The 25,082-nt window shown below is 64.9% G+C and carries 22 protein-coding genes and 1 pseudogene; 19 read left to right on the top strand and 4 right to left on the bottom strand.

What is annotated here, in order from left to right:
• From ADADO0_RS04435 to ADADO0_RS04385, 11 genes and pseudogenes are all read left to right on the top strand, one after another.
• The coding region (locus tag ADADO0_RS04435) for a cupin domain-containing protein (protein ID WP_511303880.1) at positions 1-248 on the top strand (248 nt) is incomplete at its 5' end.
• A gap of 4 nt (positions 249-252) precedes the next feature.
• Positions 253-1,158 carry a fumarylacetoacetate hydrolase family protein gene (locus ADADO0_RS04430; RefSeq protein WP_511303879.1) on the top strand — a complete coding sequence of 302 codons (906 nt, stop codon included), beginning with the start codon at positions 253-255 and terminating at the stop codon, positions 1,156-1,158.
• Between the two features lie 197 nt (positions 1,159-1,355).
• Entirely contained in the window at positions 1,356-2,192 is an 837-nt protein-coding gene (locus ADADO0_RS04425; RefSeq protein WP_511303878.1) for an ABC transporter ATP-binding protein, read from the top strand.
• Positions 2,193-2,375: 183 nt separating this feature from the next.
• Positions 2,376-2,843 carry an ABC transporter permease gene (locus ADADO0_RS04420; protein ID WP_511303877.1) on the top strand — a complete coding sequence of 156 codons (468 nt, stop codon included), beginning with the start codon at positions 2,376-2,378 and terminating at the stop codon, positions 2,841-2,843.
• The gene (locus ADADO0_RS04415; RefSeq protein WP_511303876.1) at positions 2,803-3,036 is read left to right on the top strand and encodes a hypothetical protein; all 234 of its coding nucleotides are present in this window, start codon (positions 2,803-2,805) and stop codon (positions 3,034-3,036) included. The genes ADADO0_RS04420 and ADADO0_RS04415 overlap by 41 nt, the downstream gene beginning before the upstream one ends.
• 248 nt (positions 3,037-3,284) lie before the next feature.
• Positions 3,285-4,273, top strand: a pseudogene (locus ADADO0_RS04410) (AAA family ATPase).
• 17 nt (positions 4,274-4,290) lie between these two features.
• Positions 4,291-5,256 carry a DUF58 domain-containing protein gene (locus ADADO0_RS04405; protein ID WP_511303875.1) on the top strand — a complete coding sequence of 322 codons (966 nt, stop codon included), beginning with the start codon at positions 4,291-4,293 and terminating at the stop codon, positions 5,254-5,256.
• Positions 5,253-5,753, top strand: coding sequence for a DUF4381 domain-containing protein (locus ADADO0_RS04400; RefSeq protein ID WP_511303874.1), 501 nt, complete (start codon positions 5,253-5,255; stop codon positions 5,751-5,753). The genes ADADO0_RS04405 and ADADO0_RS04400 overlap by 4 nt, the downstream gene beginning before the upstream one ends.
• Positions 5,750-6,766, top strand: coding sequence for a vWA domain-containing protein (locus ADADO0_RS04395; RefSeq protein WP_511303873.1), 1,017 nt, complete (start codon positions 5,750-5,752; stop codon positions 6,764-6,766). Before ADADO0_RS04400 ends, ADADO0_RS04395 begins: the two co-directional genes overlap by 4 nt.
• The gene (locus tag ADADO0_RS04390) at positions 6,763-8,745 is read left to right on the top strand and encodes a VWA domain-containing protein (protein ID WP_511303872.1); all 1,983 of its coding nucleotides are present in this window, start codon (positions 6,763-6,765) and stop codon (positions 8,743-8,745) included. Before ADADO0_RS04395 ends, ADADO0_RS04390 begins: the two co-directional genes overlap by 4 nt.
• Positions 8,742-10,565 carry a BatD family protein gene (locus tag ADADO0_RS04385; protein WP_511303871.1) on the top strand — a complete coding sequence of 608 codons (1,824 nt, stop codon included), beginning with the start codon at positions 8,742-8,744 and terminating at the stop codon, positions 10,563-10,565. The genes ADADO0_RS04390 and ADADO0_RS04385 overlap by 4 nt, the downstream gene beginning before the upstream one ends.
• Here the strand turns inward: ADADO0_RS04385 and ADADO0_RS04380 are convergent, their stop codons facing one another.
• The 3 genes from ADADO0_RS04380 to egtB form a co-directional block, all read right to left on the bottom strand.
• A complete protein-coding gene (locus tag ADADO0_RS04380; RefSeq protein WP_511303870.1) occupies positions 10,566-11,672 on the bottom strand; it encodes a DSD1 family PLP-dependent enzyme in 1,107 nt (368 codons plus the stop codon).
• Between the two features lie 132 nt (positions 11,673-11,804).
• Positions 11,805-12,776: an L-histidine N(alpha)-methyltransferase gene (gene egtD / locus ADADO0_RS04375; protein WP_511303869.1), complete on the bottom strand. Its 972-nt coding sequence runs from the start codon at positions 12,774-12,776 to the stop codon at positions 11,805-11,807.
• Positions 12,773-14,071, bottom strand: coding sequence for an ergothioneine biosynthesis protein EgtB (gene egtB / locus ADADO0_RS04370; protein WP_511303868.1), 1,299 nt, complete (start codon positions 14,069-14,071; stop codon positions 12,773-12,775). Before egtB ends, egtD begins: the two co-directional genes overlap by 4 nt.
• A gap of 206 nt (positions 14,072-14,277) precedes the next feature.
• On the opposite strand from egtB, the gene glgX reads away from it, so the two are divergent.
• Positions 14,278-16,428, top strand: a complete 2,151-nt coding sequence (gene glgX / locus ADADO0_RS04365; protein WP_511303886.1) for a glycogen debranching protein GlgX — start codon at positions 14,278-14,280, stop codon at positions 16,426-16,428.
• Between the two features lie 69 nt (positions 16,429-16,497).
• Here the strand turns inward: glgX and ADADO0_RS04360 are convergent, their stop codons facing one another.
• On the bottom strand, positions 16,498-17,463 hold the full coding sequence (locus ADADO0_RS04360) for an IS481 family transposase (RefSeq protein ID WP_511303867.1): 966 nt from the start codon (positions 17,461-17,463) through the stop codon (positions 16,498-16,500).
• Between the two features lie 89 nt (positions 17,464-17,552).
• Here ADADO0_RS04360 and ADADO0_RS04355 point away from each other — a divergent pair, with 89 nt between their 5' ends.
• From ADADO0_RS04355 to ADADO0_RS04325, 7 genes are all read left to right on the top strand, one after another.
• On the top strand, positions 17,553-18,155 hold the full coding sequence (locus ADADO0_RS04355) for a cupin domain-containing protein (RefSeq protein WP_511303866.1): 603 nt from the start codon (positions 17,553-17,555) through the stop codon (positions 18,153-18,155).
• A gap of 248 nt (positions 18,156-18,403) precedes the next feature.
• A complete protein-coding gene (locus ADADO0_RS04350) occupies positions 18,404-19,630 on the top strand; it encodes an alpha/beta hydrolase family protein (protein ID WP_511303865.1) in 1,227 nt (408 codons plus the stop codon).
• A gap of 42 nt (positions 19,631-19,672) precedes the next feature.
• On the top strand, positions 19,673-20,917 hold the full coding sequence (locus tag ADADO0_RS04345; protein WP_511303864.1) for a C39 family peptidase: 1,245 nt from the start codon (positions 19,673-19,675) through the stop codon (positions 20,915-20,917).
• A gap of 68 nt (positions 20,918-20,985) precedes the next feature.
• Entirely contained in the window at positions 20,986-21,978 is a 993-nt protein-coding gene (locus tag ADADO0_RS04340; protein ID WP_511303863.1) for an ABC transporter substrate-binding protein, read from the top strand.
• A 10-nt stretch (positions 21,979-21,988) separates the two neighbouring features.
• Complete coding sequence (locus ADADO0_RS04335) at positions 21,989-22,777, top strand: ABC transporter ATP-binding protein (protein WP_511303862.1); 789 nt, start codon at positions 21,989-21,991, stop codon at positions 22,775-22,777.
• A gap of 7 nt (positions 22,778-22,784) precedes the next feature.
• Positions 22,785-23,621, top strand: a complete 837-nt coding sequence (locus ADADO0_RS04330) for an ABC transporter permease (RefSeq protein ID WP_511303861.1) — start codon at positions 22,785-22,787, stop codon at positions 23,619-23,621.
• Positions 23,622-23,846: 225 nt separating this feature from the next.
• The gene (locus ADADO0_RS04325) at positions 23,847-25,079 is read left to right on the top strand and encodes an alpha/beta hydrolase family protein (RefSeq protein WP_511303860.1); all 1,233 of its coding nucleotides are present in this window, start codon (positions 23,847-23,849) and stop codon (positions 25,077-25,079) included.
• Positions 25,080-25,082 lie beyond the last annotated feature (3 nt).

The raw sequence follows: 25,082 nt of genomic DNA, 5'->3' as shown, positions 1-25,082 counted from the left end.
TGATCGTTGAATACCAGCACGACACCCTGACGCCGCTGCACCACCACCCCAACGCCGACAGCATGTTCGTCCTGCTCGAAGGCAATATCAACTTCGTGGTGGACGGCAAGAACGTCGTCGTTACGCCCGGCCAGGTCACGATGTTCAAGGCCGGCGACATCCACAGCCTGCGCTGCGCGGACGGGACCACGGAAGCGGGCTTCCTGGAATTCCACGTTCCCGGCGCCTTCACCACGGTCAGAGAGTAGTCCCATGCGTCTCGTAACCTTTTCCAATTCCGGCACGCCGACCCTCGGCGTCGTCGAACTGGACCGCGTGCTGAATGTGCCGGAAGCGGCGCTGCGCTTTGGCGCCAGCGTCCCCGACACCATGCAGGGCGTGATCGAGGCGGGCGCCGCCGTGCTCACTGTTCTCAAGAACCTCTCGACCTCTGGCTCCGGGGATGCGGACTTGTGGCTGCCGCTGCGTGCGGTGCGTCTGCTGGCACCGATTCCCCGTCCCAAGAAGAACGTGTTCTGTGTCGGCCGCAACTACAAGGCTCATATCGAAGAGGGCGCCCGCGCCCGGGGCGTGCCGCTGGTATTTCCCACTGTGCCTGAATTCTTCTCCAAGCCGACCACCTCGGTGATCGGCCAGGGGGCGGACATCCGCCTCGACACCAAGCTGACCGAGCAATTGGACTATGAGGTCGAACTGGCGCTGGTGATCGGCAAGGCCTGCCGCGACATCTCGGTGTCGGAGGCGATGGATGCGGTGTTCGGCTACACTGTGCTCAACGACGTGACCGCGCGCGACCTTCAGAAGCGCCATCACCAGTGGTTCAAGGGCAAGGGGCTCGACACCTATTGCCCGATCGGCCCCTGGATCGTCACCGCCGATGACTTCGGCGATCCCGCCGGCCGCCGCGTCACGCTGCGCGTCAACGGCGAGATCCGCCAGGACAGCTCGACTTCGGACCTGCTGTTCAACGTCGCGAAGATCGTCTCGGTGCTCTCGGAAGGGCTCACCCTGGAGCCCGGCGACATCATCGCCACCGGAACGCCCGCCGGCGTCGCGCTGGGCATGACGCCGCAGCGTTGGCTGGTCGACGGCGACGTGGTGGAGGCCGAGGTCGAAGGCGTCGGCATCCTGCGCAACACCGTGCGCGCCGTCGCCTGATACTACCCGCCACGGACCGTGCACAAACGGTTCGCGGCGGTCACTCTCTGATTGATCGGGATGACCGCCTGGGGGGCGCATTCTTGCCCCTTGGACGGCATTCCAGGCACGGCTGAAAAGAAGGGGAACAGGGCCTATGACTGGACGAGACGCATCCGCACGCGTCGCTGCCGACGTCGGAAGCGGCGGCGGTACGGTTGCCCGGCAGGATTCCCCTGTCGCCTGTCGATGCGTCGGCGCCGGGCGCTGGTGTCCCGACCATCGAGGTCAAGGGCCTCACCAAGATCTACAAGTCCAAGCGCGAAGGATCGGTCCTGGCGCTGGACGACATCAATTTCACGGTGAAGGACGGCGAGTTCGTCTGCATCGTCGGCCCCTCGGGCTGCGGCAAGTCCACCCTTCTGAAAATCCTCGCCGGCATCGTGTCGCACGCGGTCGGCACCGTGGCCGTGCGCGGCCTGCCGCCGCGCGATGCCGCAAACCGCCTCGGCCTAGTGTTCCAGGCGCCGGTCTTGCTGCCGTGGCGCACCGTGCTGCAAAACACCTTGCTGCCGGCCCAGGTGCTGGGCCTCGACATGAAGGCGGCCGAGGCGCGGGCCCACGATCTGCTGCGCATGGTCGGGCTGGAGAACTTCGCCAAATCCTATCCGGGCGAACTGTCCGGCGGCATGCAGCAACGCTGCTCCATCACGCGCGCCCTGCTGCACGACCCCTCGATCCTGCTCATGGACGAGCCGTTCGGCGCGCTCGACGCCATGACGCGCGACACCATGAATCTGGAATTGCAGCGCATCTGGCGGGAGAGCGGCAAGACCATCTTCCTGATCACCCATTCCATCCCGGAAGCCGTGTTCCTGGCCGACCGCGTGCTGGTGATGAGCCCGCGTCCCGGCCGGATCGTCGAGGAGATCAAGGTTGATCTGCCGCGGCCGCGCGATCTCGACACCATGTCCGAGCCCGCGTTCGCTGACGCGGTCAAGCATATCCGCACCCTGTTCGGAATCGGCGCAAAGGACCGTCCCAATGTCGACTGAATCCGCCGCCGCCTCCGAAACCGCCACCGGGCGCCGTCCATTCTCCATCGCCCCGGCTGATCGACCGTCACCTCGGGCTGCTGTCCTTCATCATCCTGGTGCTGGCGATCGAGGGCGGGGTGCGCTATTTCGCGGTTCCGGGACTATGTCTTCCCGCGGCCCTCGCAGATTTTCCTGTCCCTGGTGCGCGGCTTCGCCCCGCCGTTCCTGTCGCCCTCCCAATATTACATCAACATCTTCACGACCCTGACCGAGGCGCTCGCCTCGTTCGTGCTCGGCAGCCTGTTCGGCATCATTGCCGGGGCGTTGGTGGTGGAGTTCAAGGGTGTGCGCCGGCTGGCGCTTCCCTATGTGATCGGCCTCCAGAGCGTGCCGAAGGTGGCGCTGGCGCCGCTGTTCGTGGTGTGGTTCGGCTTCGGCATCGAATCCAAGATCCTGCTGGGCGTCCTGCTCACCTTCTTCCCGCTGCTCATCAACACCGCCGCCGGCCTCTCCAGCGTCGAGCGGGACCGGATCGAGCTGATGACGAGCCTGAAGGCCAACCGCTGGACCATCTTCCGGCTGGTGAAGTTCCCGAGCGCTCTGCCGTATGTGTTCGCGGGCCTGGAAAATGGCTGCGGTCTACTCGATCCTCGGCGCGGTGGTGGGTGAGTTCGTCGGCGGCAATGCCGGGCTCGGCGTGCTGATCCTCAGCCGCAATGCCGCGCTCGACATCGCCGGGTCGCTGGCAGCGCTGGTGATTTTGGCGGTCATGGGCATCGCGCTTCAGCGCGGCGTCGCCTTTGCCCGCTCGCGCATCCTGTTCTGGGCGCCGGTCAACGACGCATTGGATACCGACGCTTAACACCGTCGGTTGTCGCTTCCGCATCGCCCGGACGGTTTCCGACCTGGCAATGCGGGAGACCGGGTGAGGGGGCGATGCTGCCCTGACGCCGTTGTCCCCTCATTCCGGTCCCTTGCCCCAGCGTGAGTGCCCCCGAAAGGGCTTGGGGGTGCGACATTACTGAAAAGTCATCTCGCGGGGCCTGCGATCACGGGCGCCGTTAGGCTATAGAGTTCCGGCTTGAAAAGCCTGTCCGGAACCCGTCTGCGATGAATCAGCCCCACGACGCCGCCTACGCCCAGGTCCTGCACCGCGCCTTTGAACGCCTTGGCGCCTATATGAACACCTGCATCCTCGGGCAGCCGGCGTTCGTCGACCTTTTGCTGGTTGCGGTGCTCGCCGATGGGCATCTGCTGGTGGAAGGCGCGCCGGGTCTCGCCAAGACCAAGGCCATCAAGGCCTTGTCCAAGGCGATCCATTGCGACGACCAGCGCATCCAGTTCACGCCGGACCTGCTGCCGTCGGACCTGACCGGCACCGACATGTACCGGCCGGAGGATGGCACCTTCCTGTTCCAGCCCGGCCCGGTGTTCACAATTTCATCCTCGCCGACGAAATCAACCGCGCGCCCGCCAAGGTTCAGGCTGCGCTGCTGGAAGCGATGGCGGAGCGCCAGGTGACGGTCGGCGGCAAGACCTATCCGCTGCCCGAACTCTTCCTGGTCATGGCGACGCAGAACCCGATCGAGCAGGAAGGGACCTATCCGCTGCCGGAAGCCCAGCTGGACCGTTTCCTGCTGCATGTGAAGATCGGCTACCCCGACCTTGCCGCCGAACGGCAGATCCTGCGGCTGGTGCGGGGCGAGGCGCAGGGCGAGGTGGTGACGTTCGGCGAGCGGGTGCCGCAGGCCCTGATCTTCGCCGCCCGCCGCGCCGCGCTGCGCACCTTCATGTCCGAGGCGGTAGAAGAATATCTGCTGCAACTGGTGGCCGCGAGCCGTGCGCCTGAGCGCTATGGCCAGGACCTCGCCGGCCTGGTGGCGTTCGGCGCCAGCCCGCGCGGCACCATCGCGCTCGATCGCTGCGCTCGCGCCCACGCCTGGTTGCGCGGCCGCGACTATGTGGTGCCGGAAGATGTGCAGGCGATCGCCAAGCCGGTGCTGCGGCATCGTGTCATCCTCACCTTCGAGGCGCAGGCCGACGGTGTCACCACAGACGAGTTCGTCGACGCCTTGATCTCCCGCGTGCCGGTGAGCTGACCCGCCCTGTGCCGCTCATGAACAAATCATCGGCCCTGCTGCCGCCCGAGACCGATCTGACCGGGGTGGTCGCACGCCTGGACGAACTGGTGGCCGCCCATCCCGGCGGCGCGGCACGCGGTTTCGCGCCGCGCGGCAAGGTGCGGACCCACAGATTCGGCGGCCACAAATCCGCATTTCGGGGCCGGGGCATGGAATTCGACGAAGTGCGCGCCTATCAGGCGGGTGATGATGTGCGCACCATCGACTGGCGCGTCACCGCACGCACCGGGCGCACCCACACCAAGCTGTTCCAGGAGGAGCGCGAGCGTCCCGTCCTGGTGCTTATGGATGCCCGCAGCTCCATGCGCTTCGGCACCCGCACCAGCTTCAAGTCGGTGCTCGCGGCGAAAGTGGCCGCCGTTCTCACCTGGACCTCGCTCGAGGCGGGGGACCGGATTGGCGGCGTGGTGCTGACGCCCCATCGCATCACATCCTACCGGCCGCAGGCCAGCCGGGGGCGCATTCTCGCGTTCGTGAAAGCTCTGGCGGATGGGACGCAGGACGGATTCGGGACGCCCGCGCCCGCCTCCGAGCCCAGGCTTTCCGATGCCTTCGCCCGGCTGCGTCAGGTGTCGCGGCCCGGCACTCTGGTGTTCATCGCCAGCGATTTTCACGATTTCGACGAACTCGCCGCCCGCGAACTCACCCGTCTGGCGATGCAATGCCAGGTGACGAACGTGTTCATCCACGATCCTCTGGAGCGGGAAGCGCCGGGCAGGGGCGCCTATCGCGTCAGCGATGGGGTAGGTGTCGCCGTGCTCGATGCCGACAGCCGTGCCGCACGCGATGCCTATGCCCGCCATTTCGCGACCCGCCGCGAGCGGATCGAGCATCTCTCGCGCCAGCGGGGCATGGCCTTCGTGCCGATGCGCACCGGGCAGGACCCGGCCGACGTGCTGAGCCCCGAGCGGCATAGGCGCTCGGAGGAGGACGCCGCGTGACCACCCCGAGCTTTGCCGCCCCCGCCGGCAATGATCCGCTTGCCGGGCTGCGCGACATTCACCTGCCACCGTCGGTCTCCTTCTGGCCGCCCGCGCCCGGCTGGTGGGTGCTTGCCGGCCTTGTGGTTCTGCTGCTGGTGGTATTGGTCATGCTGGAGCTGCGCCGGCGCCAGACGCTCGGCTATCGCGCGATGCAGGAATTGAACACCATCGCGCAGGATCAGGCGCGCTATGTCGATGCGCGCGCGGTGGCCGCAGCCTCTGCGGTCTTGATGCGCCGCATCCTGCTGTCGCGCGCCGGCCGCACCGAGGCGGCAAGCCTCACGGGCGAGGGCTGGCTCGGCTTTCTCGCCGAGGGCAAGGGTGGGATCGCGCCGGAGGTCAGCGGCTTTATCGCCGCCGCACCCTATCTGCCGCCGGGGGCGCCGGGAGGGGATGCGGTGTCGCGGGAGGTGGTGGTCGCGGCCGTGCGGCGCTGGATCCGGGGCAACGCATGATCCAGTTTCAATGGCTCTGGGCCCTGGCAATGCTGCCGCTGCCGCTGCTGGTGCGCTGGCTGGTGCCGGCGGCCAAGGCGTCGCGCTCGGGCGCGCTCCGGGTGCCGTTCTTCGCAGAAATCCGTGGGGCTGGCCTGATCTCCACCGGAGGTCGTCGGCGTCGCATCGCGCGTCTCGCGATCCTGGCGCTGATTTGGTGCCTGCTGATCGCCGCCGCCGCGCGCCCGGCCTATGTGGGCAAGCCGGTGCCGATCCCGGTCAGCGGCCGCGACATGATGATGGCGGTGGACCTGTCCGGCTCGATGGCGCGCCAGGATTTTTCGCAGGATGGCGTGCCGACCGACCGCCTGTCCGTGGTCAAAGCCGTGGCGGATGATTTTATCGCGCGTCGCAAGGGCGACCGAGTAGGGCTGATCCTGTTTTCCAGCCGCGCCTATGTGCAGACCCCGCTCACCTTCGACCGAAATGTCGTGCGCGAACTGCTCGGTGCCTCGCGCATCGGGTTGACGGGGCAGGAGACCGCCATCGGCGATGCCATCGGGCTTGCGGTCAAGGTGCTGCGAACCCGGCCGGACGACCAGCGCGTGCTGGTGCTCCTCACCGACGGGGCCAACAATTCCGGCGTGCTGGAGCCGCTCCAGGCCGCCGAGGCGGCAAAGCAGGAGCATGTGAAAATCTACACCATCGGCGTCGGCGCCGACCGCCTCGCCATGGGCCAGCGGATGGTCAATCCCTCCGCCGACCTGGATGAGGGCACGCTGGCGAAAATCGCCGAAATGACCGGCGGGCGCTATTACCGCGCCCGTGATTCCGCCGGCCTTGCCGCCATCTATAACGATATCAACCGGATGGAGCCGACCTCGGGCGACCCGCTTTATCTCAGCCCCACGGTCTCGCTGTTCCAATGGCCGCTGGGCGCGGCATTGGGGCTGAGCCTGGTGATGGGCGGCTTGCTTTTGGTTCCCGCGATGCGCGGCAGCGCGCCGGCGCGAGGCGAGGGCGCGCGGCCATGATGGCGTCCTTCATTCCCGCCGACTTCCATTTCCTGCGGCCGGAATGGCTGTTCGCAATCATCCCCGGTGTGATCCTTGCCGCCCTGGTGTGGCGCGGGATCGGCGCGGGGCGGAACGACTGGCGCAATGTGGTGGACGCGCATCTTCTGCGCCATCTCGCGGTGCGCGATACCGCCGGGCGCGGCAAGTGGCCGGTGGCGGTGCTGTTGGCTGGCTGGGTACTGACCGCGCTCGCCATGGCGGGCCCAAGTTGGCAGAAGGTGCCGACCCCCGCGCTCGACCGGCTCGATCCGACTGTCATCGTGCTCAGCCTCGGCCAGAGCATGGATTCGGCCGACCAGAGCCCGTCGCGCCTGGTGGCGGCCCGCCATAAGGTTGAGGATATCCTCAACCGCATGCGCGGCGGCCAAGTGGCCCTCATCGTCTACACTGACGCGCCGTTCGTCGCCTCGCCCCTGACCGAGGATGGCAAGGTGGTGTCGCAGATGCTGCCGGAACTTGCGACCGATCTGATGCCGGTGCGGGGCAACCGGCCTGATCTCGCGATCCAGAAGGCGGTGGAACTGTTGAAGAACACGGGTGCGCCGAGCGGGCGGATCGTGCTGGTGACGGATGGCGCGGGCGACGCGCCCAATCTCACCACGGCTGCCACGCAGGCGGCGGCGCGGGACGGCTACGCGGTCAGCGTCATCGGCGTCGGTGTTCCGGCGGGGCCGCCCGCGCTTGGCGCGAATGGACGACCCGCGCCGCTTGCCGGCATGGATGACACGCGCCTGAGCGGCGTTGCGCGGGATGGCGGCGGGCGTTTCGCGGTGCTCACGGCCGACAGCCGCGATCTCGACAACATCTTCGCCAAATCTTCCGCGTCGTCGTCCGGTCCTGCGTCTCGGGACAATGACCTTGTGGCGGACCAGTGGGTGGATATGGGACCCTGGCTTGTAATCGGCGTCGTCCTCATGGCGTCACTGGCGTTTCGCCGGGGCTGGCTCGCCGTGATCCCGCTGGCGTTCGCGCTTTCCGGCGGCCTCGGCGTGCGCCCAGCATCGGCCCAGCCAACGGATTTCAGCAATCCGGCGGATGGCCTGTCCTGGCAGGACCTGTGGCAGACCCCGGACCAGAAGGGCGCCAGCGCCTTCGCCAGCGGGGATTATGCTTCGGCTGCGACCCGTTTCCAGGACCCGGCATGGCAGGCCAGCGCACTCTACAAAGCGGGCGAGCACGCGCGCGCGGCAGAAGCCTATTCCAGTCTTGCGGGCCAGGATTACAACCGTGGCAACGCCCTTGCCCGTTCGGGAAAGCTGGAGGATGCGGTCGCGGCCTATGACGCTGCCCTGAAGGCCGACCCGAAAGACGCCGACGCCGCCTTCAACCGCGACCTCGTGCTGCGCGCCCTCGAGCAGCAGAAGCAGCAACAGCAGAACCAGAATAAGGACGACAAGAAGGATCAGGACCAGAAGAAGCCCGACGATAAGTCCGGCGACAGTCCCCAGAACAAGGACCAGGCGAAGAACGATCCGCAGAAGCCGGGCGACCAGAAGCAGCCCAAAAACGATCCTGCAAAGAACGATCCTGCGAAACCCGATCCGGCCAAGAACGACCAAGCCAAGAACGATCAAGGGAAGAACGATCCGGCGAAGAACGACCCCGCCAAGCCCGATCCGGCCAAGCCCGACCCCGCGAAGGACGGTCAGGCAAAGAATCAGCCTGCGCAGAAGCCGGAGCCGCCCAAGGAGCCGGCCAAGCCGGAGCCTCCGCAGCCTGCCAAGGACGCGGCCAACGGCAAGCCGCAGGACCAGCCGCCACCGCCACCAGCGGATCCCGCCGGATCGGTTGCGGCCAAGCCGATGACCGAGCAGCAGCAGAACCGCGAACAGGCGCTACGCATGGTTCCCGATGACCCCACGGGGCTCTTGCGCGCGCGCATCCGCAGCTATTATTCGGGCACCACCGTGCCCGTGTTCGAGGATTCAGCGAGGTGAGACGCTCCTGGCACAAGGCCCTGATCGCCATGGTCCTGGCGTGCGCATGTCTTGCGCGGGCGGGCCAGCCGGGTTTTGCCGCCACGCTGACAGCAACCACGGACCGCCCGAGCGTGGGCATGGGCGAGACCTTCAGCCTGGTGCTCAGCCTCGCCGGCGGGGACAGTTCGCAACCCCCCGACCTCACCTCGCTCTCCAAGGATTTCGAGATCGTCGAACGGCGCCGTGGCAGCCGGACCACGATTGTTGACGGCAAGCGCACCACGGTGAACGAATGGGCGCTCCTGCTCGCGCCCAAGCGTGCGGGCACCTTCACCATTCCCTCGCTTTCGGTGGCGGGCGTGTCCTCGGCGCCGATCCAGATGCAGGTGACGCCGGCCGCCTCGGTGGATTCGACGGAGGAGCGTCCGCTGTTCCTTGAGGTGGAGGTCGGCAAGGGCACGCCCTATGTCCAGAGCGAAGTGCCCGTCACCGTGCGCATTTACGACAGCCTCGGAATGCGCAGCGGCGCCATGTCGCGCATTGCGGCGGATGGCGCGACCTTCGCGCCGGACGGCGATCAGCAGACCTATCTCAGGACCATCGGCAAGCAGCGTTACCGGGTGATCCAGCAGAATTACATCATGACCCCGCAGCGCAGCGGCACCATCGATATCCCGGCGGTGCGGCTTCAGGCCAATGTGCCGAGCAATGACGGCGCTCCGATGCCGTCAGAAATGGCGCGGCTGCTTGGGCGAAGCGGGATGCCGCAGCCCTGGCTCGACGCCGCCTTCAACCGCGGGCGCGACGTCACCATCCACTCCGAGCCGATCAAGGTGGAGGTAAAGGCGCGCCCGGCCGATGCGCAGGGCTGGTTCCTGCCGGCCCGCGCCGTCACCCTCACCAGCGAATGGTCCTCGCCTCCCGCAAAGGCGCGGGCCGGCGACACGCTGACCCGCACCATCCGCCTCGCGGCGGTGGGCGCGAGCCCGAACCAGCTTCCGCCCGTGACGCTGCCTGATGTGCCGGGCGTGCGCCAGTATGAGGAAGAGACGCACTCCGAAACCGCGCAGATCAAGGGCGAGGCCGGGGCGGAACTGACCAAGACGATTTCGGTGGTGTTCACCCGCGCCGGTGATGTCACCCTGCCCGCCATGGAGGTCGGCTGGTGGAACACCGCGACCAACCGGCAGGAAACCACGGCCCTGCCTGCGGAGAGCTTCACCGTGCTGCCGGGCGCCGCTGTGGCGGCCCAGCCGGCCCCCGTGGTGATCAAAGAGGACGTCCCCTCCACTGCGGCGAAGGTCGCCGAGCCGCCTTCTATGAACAGCGGATGGACGCTGGAATCCCTGCTCGCTTGGCGCGGCCCCGCTGCGATTGCTGCCGGGTCGGCGCTCGCCCTGGTGCTGGCGGGATTGCTACTCTCCTTCGGTCTGCTGTGGTATCGGCGCCGGGCCGTCCGGCGCGCGCAGGCGGGGCGGATCTCTGGCATTGGAGCAGGGCCTGCCGCCAAGCCGGTGCCGGGTGCGTTTCGCGCGCGAGGCATCGGGCTTTCCGGTGCCGCCGCTGAGCGCGAACTGACTGCCGCCTGCAAACGCAATGACGCGGTGGCGGCGCACCGCGCCTATCTCGCCTGGAGCCGGGGTGCCGACGAGCCGCGAACCCCCGACATGGGAGAAGCGGTGCGGGATTTGCGCCGGCATCTCTATGCGGCGGGCGGTACGCCATGGAATGGCACCGGTTTCCTCACCGCCTTCAAGACGGAACGGCGGGCGCTGAACGCCCGTGCCCCGGCCGCGCGTGGCGCGCGTCTGGCCCCGCTGTATCCCAAGGCTGGCTAGCTAAAGCCCCGGCCCGCGTGCGGTGATCGGCCAGAGGGCTTCCACCACGCCTTTGCGTACGCCGACATACCAATCGTGCAGGTTGACGGTCGGGTCGATATGGCCGGGGATGAGTTGCACCCGGTCACCGGGGCGCAGCCGCCCGCCTGCCGGCTGGCGCAGGATGGTGTGCTCGTCCGACATGCCGATCACCCGCGTTTCCAGGCCGAACGGCGCGGGATAGCCGGAATCCACGGCGAGGCCCTTATAGCCCACATCAAGCACCGCCTTGCCATCCACCGCAGTGCTCATGGCAGTCGCGTGCACCAGCAGGGAGTGATCGAAGGACGGCCCGTCAAAGACGTTGCGGGCATAGTCCGCATCCATCAGCACGTAGGAGCCAGCCTGAATCTCGGTGTATTCGCCGGAGGCCGCTTCAAGAATGAAGCTGCCGGTGCCGGCGCCCGAAACGGTCTCGCACGGGAAACCCGCTTCGGCGAAAATCGCCTTCGCGCGCTTCACCCGCTCCACGGCCGTGCCGATGGCCTCGCGGCGCTCGGCTGGCGCGCGCATGTGCTGGGCTGTGCCGTGATAGGCCTGGAGGCCGGCAAAGCGCAGGCCCGGCGTGCCTGAGATGGCGGCGGCCAGGGTGGCAAGCTCGGGGCCGACGGCCAATCCGCAGCGGCCCTGTCCCACGTCGATCTCGATGAGCACGTAAATTTCAACGCCCTTGCCCGCCACCGCCGCCGCCAGCAGCGCCACATGGACGGCGCTGTCGACGCAGATGCCGATGCGGGCGGTGCGCGCCAGTTCGACCAGCCGGGCCAGTTTGCGGGGGTCGACGATCTCGTTGGTCACCAATATGTCGGTGATGCCACCCGCGACGAAGGCTTCCGCCTCGCTCACCTTCTGGCAGCAGATGCCGACCGCACCTTCGGCGATCTGCCGGTGGGCGATGTCAGGGCATTTGTGGGCCTTGGCGTGGGGGCGCAGGCGCAGGCCGGCGTTGGTTACCGCCTTGCGCATGACGCGGACATTGCGGTCGAACGCGTCGAGATCGATCACGAGCGCGGGCGTTTCGATCTCGGCGACGGAAGCGCCGATTGTGGCTGGCGGACGGGGCGGCATGGCGGCCTCGGAACGTGGGAGAGTTCAGATACTTGCCACAGCTTACCCTATCGTGCGGCCAAGAAATGGTGCTGAGCTGGGTTTTGACGGAAGGTGATGCCTTCCTGCCATCCTCAAAGGTCCGTTCGGACCCTAACCGCGCGCCAACAGGAAGACGCCGAACAGATTCTCCGCATCGCTCCAGGCCGCTTCCACCGCCCATCCGGCAGCACGGGCGAGGGTTTCAACGCCCTCCGGCGCGTATTTGTAGGAGTTTTCGGTGTGGATGGTTTCGCCGCGCGCGAAGCTAAAGAGCTGACCGGCCGCCTCCACCTCCTGGTCGCATTGGCTCACGAGGTGCATCTCGATCCGACTTTCCCCCGCGTTGAAATGCGCGCGATGGGCGAACCGGGACGGGTCAAAATTGCCGCCCGCTTCCCTGTTGATGCGGATGAGCAGATTGAGGTTGAAGGCGGCGGTGACGCCTCGCGCGTCGTTATAGGCGGCCTCGAGCCGCGCGAGGTCCTTCTTCAGGTCGACACCCAGCACCATGAGCGCGCCGGCCCCCAGGGTGCGGCCGGCCTCGGTGAGGAAATGCTCCGCTTCTGCAGGCGTGAAATTGCCGATGGTCGAGCCGGGAAAGAAACCGATGGTGCGGTTGCCGGCGAGCGGCGGCAGCGCAAGCGCGCGGGTGAAATCACCCACCAGCGGCGAGACCCGCAAGGCCGGATAATCGCGCGCCAGATCGGCGCTCGCGGCGATGAGGTGATTGGCCGAGATGTCGATGGGAATATAGGCTGCCGGCGTCGTCAGGGTATCCAGCAGGATTCGCACCTTCACCAGCGACCCCGCGCCGAATTCCACCAGCTTTGCGTCCGGCCCCGCCGCGCGGGCGATCTCGCCGGCACGGGATTTCAGAATGCCTAACTCAGTTCGGGTCGGGTAGTACTCGTCCAGCTCGCATATCTGGTCGAACAGGCGGGAGCCGGCGGCGTCGTAGAAATATTTGGCGGGCAGGGTTTTGCGCGGCGCGCCTAGCCCCCGCGCAACGTCGGTACGGAACGACCCCGTGCCCGGTGCGTCGGCGGGGGTGGTGGCGACCGGGGGCTTGCGCTGGACTGTCATGCGGCGTCCTCCGCCAGGCGGAGCCCAGCAAAGGGCCAGCGCTGGTGCGGGTAGAAGAAGTTGCGGTATGTGGCGCGCACATGGTCGTCAGGTGTCGCGCAGCAGCCTCCGCGCAGCACGAACTGGCTCGCCATGAACTTGCCGTTGTATTCACCGATCGCGCCGGGCGCGGCCTTATATCCGGGGTAGGGGCTGTAGGGGCTTTGCGTCCATTCCCAAACATCCCCGAACATCTGGGCCGGGGCGGTTGCCCCATCCTGCGCCGCAACCGGGCGCAGATGACCGGAACCGGCGAAGTTGCCGGCGATGGGGAGGTCGCGGGCGACGATCTCCCATTCCGCTTCGGTTGGCAGACGCTTACCCGCCCAACGGGCGAAGGCGTCGGCCTCGTAATAGGAGACATGGCAGACCGGCGCGGTGGGATCGACCAGATGCTGGCCGGACAGCGTCATGGCCTCCCACCCGTGCGCGGCCTTTTCCCAATAAAGCGGGGCTTCATATTCCCCCGCCGTGACGCGGGCCCAGCCGTCGGCCAGCCAGAGGTCAGGGCGGCGGTAGCCGCCGTCGGTCATGAAATCGATCCACTCGCCGTTGGTCACGCAGCGCGATGCGATGCGGAACGGACGAAGCAGCGTCTGGTGGCGGGGGCTTTCATTATCGTAGGAAAAATCGTCTCCCGCATGGCCGATTTCGACGATGCCACCGGGATTATCGTGGAACACGAGCGGCGCCGTATCCCGCGCAAGGCCGGCGCGGTAGGTGGAATAGGCCGGCCGCAGCGGGTTGCGGGAAAACAGGTTCAGAATGTCCATCAGGATCAGTTCCTGATGCTGCTGCTCATGGTGCGTGCCGATGTCCACGAGCGGCGCGATTTCTCCCCAAAGCGTTGCGTCCGCCCGCTCGAACAGGGTTTCCATGCCCTGGGTGACATGGGCGCGATAGGCCTGCACCTCGCCGACGCCGGGCCGGGTCACAAGGCCGCGCTCGAAGCGCGGATGACGCGCGCCGGCGGCTTCATAATAGGAGTTGAACAGATAGGCGAATTGGGGATGGCGCACCTCGTAACCAGCGAGGTGAGGCACGAGAATGAAGGTCTCGAAGAACCAGCTCACATGGGCAAGGTGCCATTTGGTGGGACTACAGTCCGCCATGGACTGCACCGTCTGGTCCTCGGCCGTCAGAGGATGCGCGAGATTTTCGCTGTGGGCGCGCACAGCGCGGAACCGCGCGACGCGGGTCCGGTGCGCGTCGGTTTCAGGGCGTGCGGCGGTCTGGATGCTCTCATGTGTCGGCATGGGTTCACCCTTCCCGGCTTTGCTGATGGTGGAGCTAAACGTCGCCGGCCAGCGAAAGTTCACCCGCAAAATGGGGGTGGGCCATCAGGCTATGTGGGGAGGTCAGGCTGTATTCCAATGACCCGGTGGAGAAACTGAAGGGATTTGTTTGCGATGCGGAAACTAAGGCTAGGGCGCAGTCGTTGGGCACCTGATCCCGCCTTGCGCTGGTCCTCCCGAAACAGGCGCCTCCTGTGCTGCATAAACCCCTCAACCGCGCTGTCCGCTCTGGCCAGCCTTTTCCCAAAGGTGCAACCTGGACCGGAGAGGGCGTGAATTTCGCGCTGTTCTCAGCCAATGCTACCAAGGTTGAGCTTTGCCTGTTCGACGACGAGGGGCGCACCGAGACCGCCCGGATCGTGCTGCCGGAATATACCGACCAAGTGTTCCACGGTTTTGTGCCCGACATCGGGCCGGGCCAGGTTTATGGCTATCGGGTTCACGGCGCATACGCCCCGGACGCGGGCCATCGCTTCAACCCGAACAAGCTGCTCCTCGATCCCTATGCCCGGGGGCACACCGGCGAAATCATCTGGGACCCGGCGGTGTTCGGCTATATCCAGGGCGACCCGGACGGAGACCTCTCGTTCGATACCCGCGACAGCGCGCCCTTCGTTCCGAAATGCGTGGTCGTGGACCCCAATTTCGACTGGCACGGCGAGCCGGGGCGCATATTCACACCCTGGGATCGCGCGGTCTTCTATGAAACCCACCTGAAGGGCTTCACCAAGCTACATCCCGCCGTTCCCGAGCACCTGCGGGGGACGTATGCCGGTATGGGCCAGCCAGAGGTGCTGGACTATATCAAGTCGCTCGGTGTGACCTCGGTGGAGTTCCTGCCGCTGCACACGTTCCTTGATGACGACTATCTCCTCGCCAAGGACCTGCGGAATTACTGGGGCTACAATTCCATCGGCTTCTTCGCACCGGATCCGCGCTATGCCCGCGAGCGCGAGCACACGTTGCGCGAGTTCAAGGAGATGGTGGCCCGGTTCCATGAGGCCGGTCTCGAAGTGATCCTGGACGTGGTCTACAATCACACCGCCGAAGGCAACGAGAACGGCCCGACACTGTCGTTCAAGGGCATCGACAATGCGAGCTACTACCGGCTCATGCCGGATGATCCGCGCTATTACATCAACGACACCGGCACCGGAAATACGGTCAACGTCTCCCATCCCCGTGTGCTCCAGATGGTGACAGACAGCCTGCGCTACTGGGTGACGGAAACCCATGTGGATGGCTTCCGCTTCGATCTCGGCACCATTCTGGCCCGCGAGCCCAACGGCTTCGACAACCAGAGCGGATTTCTCAAGGCGTGCAGCCAGGACCCGGTGCTTGGCACCGTTAAGCTGGTGGCCGAGCCTTGGGATTGCGGCCCCGGCGGCTATCAGGTCGGCGGCTTCCCGCCCGGCTGGTCGGAATGGAACGACAAGTTCCGCGACACCGCGCGCGACTTCTGGCGCGGCGATGCTTCCGCGGCCGCGCTTGCACCTCGCCTTTCCGGCTCGGGCGATATTTATAACCGCGAGGGACGGCGGCCATGGGCCAGCGTCAATTTCATCACCGCCCATGACGGTTTCACGCTGAACGATCTCGTGAGCTTCAACGAAAAGCACAATGAAGCCAACGGCGAGGGCAACCGCGACGGTTCTGATCATGATCGGTCCTGGAATTGCGGCGCCGAGGGGCCGACCGACGATCCCGAGATCAACCGACTGCGCGAACGCCAGATTCGCAACTTTCTGGTTACGCTGCTGCTCTCACAAGGCGTGCCCATGCTGCTCGCCGGAGACGAATTTGCGCGCACACAGCAGGGAAACAACAACGCATATTGCCAGGATAGTGAGATCTCTTGGCTCAACTGGTCGATCGAGGACAAGGGCGAGCGGATGATTGCATTCGTCCAGCAATTGACTGAACTGCGGGCCTCCCATCCAGCGCTGCGGTACCGGCGTTCCCTGACAGGGCAACTTGATGCCGAAGGACGGCGCGATGTCACTTGGGTCAGCGCGGGCGGCGGCGAACTGAGCCAGGAGGAGTGGAACGGCGTCACAAAATGCTTCGGCATGCTGATCGATGTCGCAAGTAACCCGGAAATCGGCTTGGACGACGGCCGCGACACGGTTCTTCTGGTGCTTAACGGCCACGACGATCTGGTGACTTTCACGCTGCCCGAGGTGCCAGGGGGCGGGGCCTGGAACCGGCTGGTCGACACAAATCTGGACGCGCACGAAGAGGCGCTTTTTGAAACTGGCGTTAACTATGACGTGACATCACGCTCCAGCCTGCTGTTCGCGGCGGTGCCCTCCGGCTGAGGGCGCTGCCAGCCCTCGTACCGCCTGTCGCTACGAAGCAGGTGACATGCCTGCCCGAAAGTGTGCTAGCTAGGTGTTTAGTCCCGGCATTTGATGGATGGGGTCGAGGATGAATCTCTCTGGCTCTGAAGTCCAGCATTTGCAGATGAACTCGTAGGGCGTGAGCCCCCTGAGGGTCTTCAGGCGCCGGCCGAAATTGTATGCGGCGACGAAGTCGGTGAGATGCGTTTCGAACTGATGATGGTCGTCGTAGTGGAAGCGCTTGACGGTCGCTTCCTTGATGGTCCGGTTCATCCGCTCGACCTGGCCATTGGTCCAGGGGTGCTTCACTTTAGTCAGGCGGTGCTCGATGCCGTTCTCTCGGCAGCGCATGTCGAACATATGGGTGATGTAGCGAGCTGTCGGCCCATCGGCGTAGCGAGGCGGAAAGGTGAACTGGATGCCGTTGTCGGTAAGAACGGTATGGATCCGGTAGGGCACCGCGTTGATCAAGGCCATGAGAAAGGCCGAGGCTGAGCTCCGGCCTGTCTTCCTGACGACCTGCACGAAGGCGAACTTGCTCGTGCGGTCAATGGCTACGTAAAGGTACAGCTTGCCCTCGGCGGTCTGCACCTCGGCGATATCGATATGGAAAAAGCCGATCGGATAGGACTTGAACCGCCTCTTCGGCTTCTTGTCGCCCTCCACCTCCGGCAGCCGGCTGATGCCGTGGCGCTGCAGGCAGCGATGCAGGGATGAGCGCGTCAGATGCGGGATCGTCGCCTGCAAGGCATAGAGGCAGTCGTCGAGCGGCAGCAGCGTATGCCGGCGGAAAGCGATGATGATGGCCTCTTCTTCAATCGACAGAACCGTCGATGTCGGCTCTCTCGGACCAGTCGGCAGATCGGCGACCGAGGTCCGCTTCTTCCACTTGGCGACGGTCTTCTGGTTGATCCCATAGCGCTTCGCCAGAGCCCTCAGGCTCTCTTGACTATGCTGTATCGCTCGACGGACTGCCTCAGTCGTCGTGGCGCTCCCGTGTAGAAACTGGCCCATAGTGCCTCCCTCCACTCCCGCGAAAAGACTGCACCATCAAAGCCCGGGATCAAACAGCTAGGCCCATTCTAAGACCAGTGGGCGGATCGATGGTGCAGGTGAACACGGGCTCGGCGGTGGTGGACAAGCCCGATGTAAGTGTCCAGATCGGAACCCGGCTGCGGCATGCCCGCCTGATGATCGGCGCCCGCCTGAAGGATGTGGCTGAGGCTGCGAACTGTTCGGAAAGCCTTCTCTCGAAGCTTGAGAACAACAAGATCCGTCCGTCGCTGAATATGCTCTCGCGCATCTGCGACGCGCTGAACCTGACCATCGGCGAAGTGTTCGCGACACCCAACTCGGAGCAAACCGTGGTGGTGCGCGAAGACGCCCGCGTGGTGCTCGATCTTGACCCCGTGCAGGGCAAGGGCGTGCGCATGGAGAGGCTGATCCCCTACACCAAGGGGCATCTACTCCAGGGTTCGGTCCATGTGATCGCGGTGGGCGGCGGCAGCGAGGGCATGGTGACCCATGATGGCGAGGAGGTCGGGTATCTTCTCTCCGGAAGTGTAGAGTTACTGCTGGGTGACCGCGTGTTTCTAATAAACGCAGGCGACTCTTTTATCTATCGTTCCGAAGTCCCTCATGGCTATCGCAATGTCGGCGATGAAGAAGCGCGGATCATCTTCGTAAATACCCCGCCGACCTTCTAGTCGACCGTCTTTCTGCACACTTGCTGCACAAAATTTTTGCGCACTCAACCTTCATGCGAGGCGGAGTGACGCGCGCGTGGCCAGCGTCCATTTCCCGAGGCGCAATCTATGCGCGCGCCCGCCAGAGGCTGCACAAATATTGGCTTTCTTCCACCTTTCCGAATAATCAAGTCACTTGAAAATCGCTTATGTCGGCGTAACATTTCTCCTGCGCGCCCCTTCGGGAGGGCCGCCAGAAGGAGACGGACATGGCGGAAGAGTTGCTCATCGACCAGGTGGGAGATGCCACCCATGGTGTGTACAAGCCTTACGGTTGGCACCATTGGCCCCAATTCCCCTGGATGAGCTATCAGTTCCGGCGCGCGCTGGGTGAAACCCAGGAAGGCGGCGGCACAGTTTCGGAATGCTTCCTCGCGGCGAGCCGCATGATCCCCGGCGATCAGGAAAGCTGGCATCGCGAGTGGAAGCGCATCGCCGATTTCAACCAGGAGCGCGGCGACCAGGAATTCGGCAAGGGGCATGTCCGCACCGCCATGAATTGCTGGCTGCGTGCGGCCAATTACTACCGGCACACCGAATTCTGGCTGGAATATAGCGACCCGCGCCGTCTGGAAGCCTTCACCGACATGGAGGAGTGCTCGCGCAAATTCATCCAGAACCTCAACCCGGCGGGGGAGGTGCTGCAAATCCCGTACGAGGACGACAAGACGCTGTTCGCCTATTTCGTGCGGGCACCGTTCGATACTGGCAAGCAGCCGGTCATGATCTGCATGGGTGGCCTTGATTCCATCAAGGACGAGATGTGGTTCATGCAGGCGCACGGCGCACTTCAGCGCGGCATGTCGGTGCTGATGATCGACGGTCCCGGCCAGGGCGGCACCCTGCGGCGTCACAAGATTCCGACCCGGCCCGATTACGAGGTGCCGATCGGCAAGTGCATCGACTATCTGCTCACCCGCGACGACATCGACCCTGCCAGAATCGCGGTGTGCGGCTCCTCGCTGGGCGGCTATTACGCCGCCCGCGCTGGCTGCTACGAGCCGCGCCTTGCGGCGGCGATTTCCCATGGCGCCATCTGGTCGATCCCCGAGCTTTGGGCGAACGCCAAGGAAGATCATGGGCTTGCCGACCATATCAAGACGGTGTTCGGCGCCAAGACCATGAAGGAGGCCCTGGAAAAGGCGATTCCCTTCACCCTGGAAGGGCACCTCGACAACATGACGTGCCCCTATCTCATCGTCCACGGCGGGCATGACGTTCTCGGCGTCGCGGCGGCGCAGAAGACGGCGGACTACGCGCAATCCAAGGGCGTCAACGTCACGCTGCGCTTCGTCACCGAGGAAGAGACCGGCGCCGACCACTGTCAGCATGACAACCCCACCATTGGTCAGGAACTGATGGCCGACTGGCTCGCAGATGTCTTCGGCATCGACGAGCGGGAACTGCGCAAGAAGATGACGAACCCGCTGATCTGAGCGCGGAGCGGCGGCCCGTTTTATCCTTTAGGGAGAACCCAAATGGCATACGTCGACGGTTACGATGACGCCTATCATTCGATGACCTGGATGGGCGCGAAGGGCTACCCGGAAGGCGGCAATTCGGGCCGCTGCTACTTCACCGGCCTCTTGGGCATGTATCGCCTGCATGGCGAGAGCGACGTGCTGTTCGCCGACGGCACGTCGGGAGACGGCTTCTCGTTCCGCTGGACCCCGGTGTGGGGTGCTCCCGCCTTCAACGGCGGGGCCGGGCCGTTCCACGAATTGTGGGAATACACCGCCCAATCCCTCGGCTTCAAAGGCCATTGGGAGGAGGATCACGAAGGTGGTTTCGACGAGGCGTTTGCCAAGCTTTGCGGCCTCATCGACCGGGGCATTCCGGTGCAGGTGGGCCTGCATTACTCGCTGATGCTGCCCTATGGCGCCAAGACCTCGCCGCGCCTGAAGTTCCAGCACGAGACCATGGGCAAGACCGGGTTCGGGCACCATGTGGTGGTTGCAGGCTACGATCTCGACAAGGGCACGGTCACGATCTTCGAGCCCAACGACATCATGCCTTATTCGCGCTACGACGCGCCCATCACGGTGTTCGCTGAAGCCTGGAAGCAGGCCAAGCAGCGCGGCGCTTCCGGGTATGAGCCTTGGGAGCACCACCACCCGTTCGGCGGTGAATGGACCCTGCACGACGGCTACGGCCCCTATCTCATGGTCTGGGTGGAGCCTGGCCGCGATCCCGCATGGGATATCGCAACGTCGATCCGCCATTCCTTCCGTCGCAATATGAAGATCCTGTGCGGCGATTATCCCAAGCCCTACGCGCTTTTCGGCAATCAGTGGCAGATCCCGCGCTTCGAGACCGGGGCGCCGGGCATGGCGGTGTTCGCGGAGAAGATCCGCAAGGGTGAGATCGAGGATGTGCTGGCGCCGAATGGCGAGCGGCGCCCGCTGTTCCTGCGCGGGCAGATTCCCAATCACGGCGTGCTCGGCCGTGCTGGCGCTGCCGGCTATCTGCGCCGCGTCACGCGCGAACTTGGCCTGCGCGGCCTGAAGACCCAGGATGCTGCCGTTGCCGCGGACATGATGCAGAAGTCCTCCGACACCTTCCGGGTGCTGCGCTACGAGGGCGATCTCAAGGCTGCCGGAGACATTCTCGCGCGCATCGCCGAGATGGAATTGGCGGCGCTCAACAGCATGGTCCGCGCCTGGAACGAGGTGAAGCACATCACCGAAGTCTCTCCCAGGGCGCAGAGCATCGCAGCCGAATAGGCCACAAGGCCCAATAGGGGGCGAAGCCCCCACTCCCAATTGTCAGATACCTTCCAGGGGAACAGCACATGACGATCAGGGGCGCGTTACTGGGTCTTTTGATGGGCGTGACGGCAGCCGGATCGGCGGTCGCGCAGACGGTGGACAATTACACCGTCAAATTGGTCGCCGGCACGCCGGGCTATGATCATATCCAGCCCTTCGTGGCGGAATATCTGAAGCTCTGGGACAAATACGGAGTGAAGGTCGAGTTCATCGGCGGCAACTACCAGCGGTCCAACCAGTTGATGGCGATCGGTGACTACGACGCCGGCTATAACCAGTATGCCAGCGCGCTCCGCTATCTCTCCGCCGGCATCGAGAACACCATCGTTGCCGCTTCATCGGCCAATTGCGCGATGATGGTGGCATCCCCGAGCGTGAAGTCGTGGGCGGACCTCAAGGGCAAGCGCATCGGCATCGTCACCAAGTTCGACGTGCAATATCTCACCCTGATCCACGAAATCCTGCCGCGCTTCGGCCTCTCGGAGAAGGACGTGCAACTCGCACTGGTGCCGGTGCCGGAAGTGGCCTCGGCGCTGCTGACGGGAGACATCGCCGCCGCCTTCCCGTTCGAGCCTTACGGCACCAATGCCATCGACAAGGGTGCCAAGTTGCTGCTGGCGGCGGACCAACTCGTCGATAAGCAAAAGCTCAATTCCGACATGCTGCGGAACGGGCTCATCATGACCAAGAAGTTCGTGAAGGAGCACCCGGAACTCGCCAAGCGGCTGGTGTGGGCGCATCTCGATGCGGTGCACATCATGCGCACCGACAAGAAACTCGGCATGGAAGTGCTGAAGCACTATGTGCCGAATATGGATCCCAAGCTGCTTGAGCAGTCCTACGACAATTGCGGCTGGACCTATAACGCCCCGCCGAAGGTCTGGATTCAGGCGCTTCTCGGCTGGATGGCCGAGGACAAGCTGCTTCAGAAGCCGATCACCTACGAGGATGCTGTCGATCTCTCCATGGCCGAGAGCTACCCCGGCTATCCCGGCTACGAAAAGCTCAAGAAGTGAGGCGCCCGGCATGGTGATCATCGAGGGCCTCAACAAGAAATACGGCAACCAGGGCAGCGAGGTCTCTGCCCTGGTGGACATCAATCTTGAGATCGAGGAGGGGGAGTTCATCTGCCTCCTCGGTCCCTCGGGCTGCGGCAAGTCCACCTTGCTGAAGATCGTCGCCGGTCTGATCCCGGCGACGTCGGGCCGGATCGCCATAGACGGCAAGACTGTCGATGGCCCGGGGCCGGAGCGGGCAGTGGTGTTCCAGGACTATGCCTTGTTTCCCTGGATGACCGTGCGGGACAATGTGGAGTTCGGCCTTCAGGCGCGCGGCCGGCCCGCGAAGGAGCGGCGGGAGGCGTCGGATCGGCTGCTGGCCATGGTCGGCCTTTCCGAGTTCGCCAACCGGTTTCCCCACCATCTCTCCGGCGGCATGAAGCAGCGCGTTTCCATCGCCCGCGCGCTGGCGGTGGACCCCTCGCTGCTTCTCATGGACGAGCCGTTCGGTGCGCTTGATGCGCAGACCCGCGAGACGCTTCAGGACGAATTGCTGCGCATCTGGCGCGCATACAAGAAGACCGTGATCTTCGTCACCCATTCCATCGAAGAGGCGCTGTACCTCTCCGACAAGATCGTTGTGATGACCGCGCGCCCTGGACGCATCAAGCAGGTGATCCATGTCGAGGAGCCACGCCCGCGCGACATGACTGGAGAAACCATGGGCCGGTTCCAGCGCGAGGTGCGCGCTGTGCTCGGCGAGGAGATCAGTCGCGCGGCCGCGCTTGAGCAGGCCGACATGATGGCGGGGGTGTGAGATGGCCATGATGTCGTCCTCGAAATCCGTGATCGCGGCGCCCGCCAAGGCCGCCACGAGCCGCACATTCCGATCCTTCCTGCCGGGCCGCGACCGGCTTCTGGGCACCAGCACCATCATCGCTTTCCTGCTGATCTGGCAGGTGGTCTACATGCTCGCGCTGATGCCGAAATGGGCCTTTCCCTCGCCCTGGCAGGTGGTTACTGCCTTCTACGAACTCGGCCTCAACGGCGTTCTGCTGAAGAACACCGCCGCGAGCGTCGGGCGGCAGATGAGCGGCGTCGCGCTTGCCGCCCTGGTGGGAATTCCCGCCGGTCTCGTCATGGGTGCCTCGCCGACCGTGCGCGCAGCCTTCCTGCCCTTGTGCAGGTTGCTCTACCCGATCCCCGGCATCGCCTGGATTCCGCTGGCGATCCTGTGGTTCGGCATCGGCTTTACCTCGACGGTGTTCGTGATCTTCTTCTCCGGCATCTGGTCGATCATGTTCAACACCATGACCGGGGTGCAGACCCTGTCGGGGCAATATACGGAAGTCGCCAAGGTCTATCTCGCCTCGCGCAGCCTCTATACTTGGCGCATCCTGATTCCTGGTTCGCTTCCCTATATCATCACCGGCATGCGCCTCACCTATGGCGTCGGCTGGCGTGTGATCGTGGGTGCGGAAATGATCTCCTCGATCACCGGTCTCGGCTTCCTGATCGACGACGCCCGCTGGCAGCTTCGGCCCGACATCATGATCTGCGGGATGATCACCATCGCCATGATCGGCTGGGTCTCCGAAAACTGGTTCTTCGACTGGGTCGAGAGAAAGACCGTCGAACGCTGGGGCATGAAGACAAGCTGACGCGAATTCCCTCTCCCGCCTGTAACGGCTTCCCCTCTCCCGTTCGCGGGGGAGGGCTAGGGAGGGGGAAGAGTGAGCAAAAGCCGGGTGCCATGCTTGTCGTCATGGGCGCTGGCCCCCTCCCCAACCCTCCCCCGCAAGCGGGAGAGGGAGCCCGCTGTATTCCCCGAAGTCGAAGCTGGCATCCGCCGGCCTCGCCCCGTGCTTGCCTTGAAGGAGCCTCCCATGGCCGACACCGAAGCCAAGCTGATCGATGCCGTCGTCACTGACACCACGCCCCATTACGAGCCCTATGGCTGGCACCACTGGCCGCAATTCCCCTGGCCATCCTACCAGTATCGCCGCGCGCTCGGGGAGACGCAGGAGGGCGGCGGAACTGTCTCGGAATCCTTCCTTGCCGCCAGCCGCATGATCCCCGGCGACTATGATAGCTGGCACGACGAATGGATGGTGGTGGCCAGCAACAATTTCCGGCGTGGCGAGGCCGAGGAGGCCAAGGGCCACATCCAGACCGCCATGAACTGCTACCTGCGCGCCGCCGATATGTATCGCTCCGCCGAATTCTGGCTGGAGGCGGACGACCCACGCCGCATGCCGACCTTCGAGCAAGCGGAACTCTCCACGCGGCGGTTCATGGAATACACCGTCCCCAAGGGGGAGTTCGTTGAGGTGCCCTATGAGGAAGAGGGCAAGCCGATGTACGGCTACTTCTTCCGCGCGCCCTACGACACCGGCAAGCAGCCGGTCCTGATTTCCTTCGGCGGGCTGGATTCCTACAAGGACGAACTCTGGTTCATGACCGGGCGCGGCGCGCTCCAGCGCGGCATCTCCGTGCTGCTGATGGACGGGCCAGGGCAGGGGGCAACGATCCGCCGGCACAATCTGCCGAACCGCTTCGACTACGAGGTGCCGGTCGGCAAATGCATCGACTGGCTGGCAACCCGCGATGACGTGGACATGAGCCGCATCGCCGTCTCAGGGTCCTCGCTCGGCGGCTATTACGCCGCCCGCGCCGGCGCCATGGAACCGCGCCTTGCGGCTGCGATCTCCCATGGCGGCATGCTCAGCCTCTATGAGCGTTTCAAGGACCGCGGCGAAGACCATGGTCTCGCCGGGCACATGAAATGGGTGTTCGGCGCGGATTCCATGAAGGGCGTGGCGGAAAAGTGCAAAGACTTCGACATGCGCGGCGTGTTCGAGAACATGAAGTGCCCCTATCTGATCCTCCACGGTGGCCATGACGTGTTGGGCGTCGAGGCCGCGCGGCAGGGCTACGCCTATGCCAAGGCGGCCGGCGTCGACGTCACCCAGATGTTCGTGGAAGCGGATATGACCGGAGCCGAGCATTGCCAGCACGACAATCCGACGCTCGGCCAGGAACTGATGATCGACTGGCTCGTCGACAAGTTCGGCATCGACGAGAAGGCCTTGTCGAAGCATCCGCTGCGCACCGCCTAACCG

The sequence above is a fragment of the Aquabacter sp. genome, assembly GCF_965279295.1.
Lineage (GTDB): Bacteria > Pseudomonadota > Alphaproteobacteria > Rhizobiales > Xanthobacteraceae > Aquabacter.
Note: the sequence above shows the minus strand (reverse complement) of the source record. Positions and strands in the feature narration are given on the sequence as shown.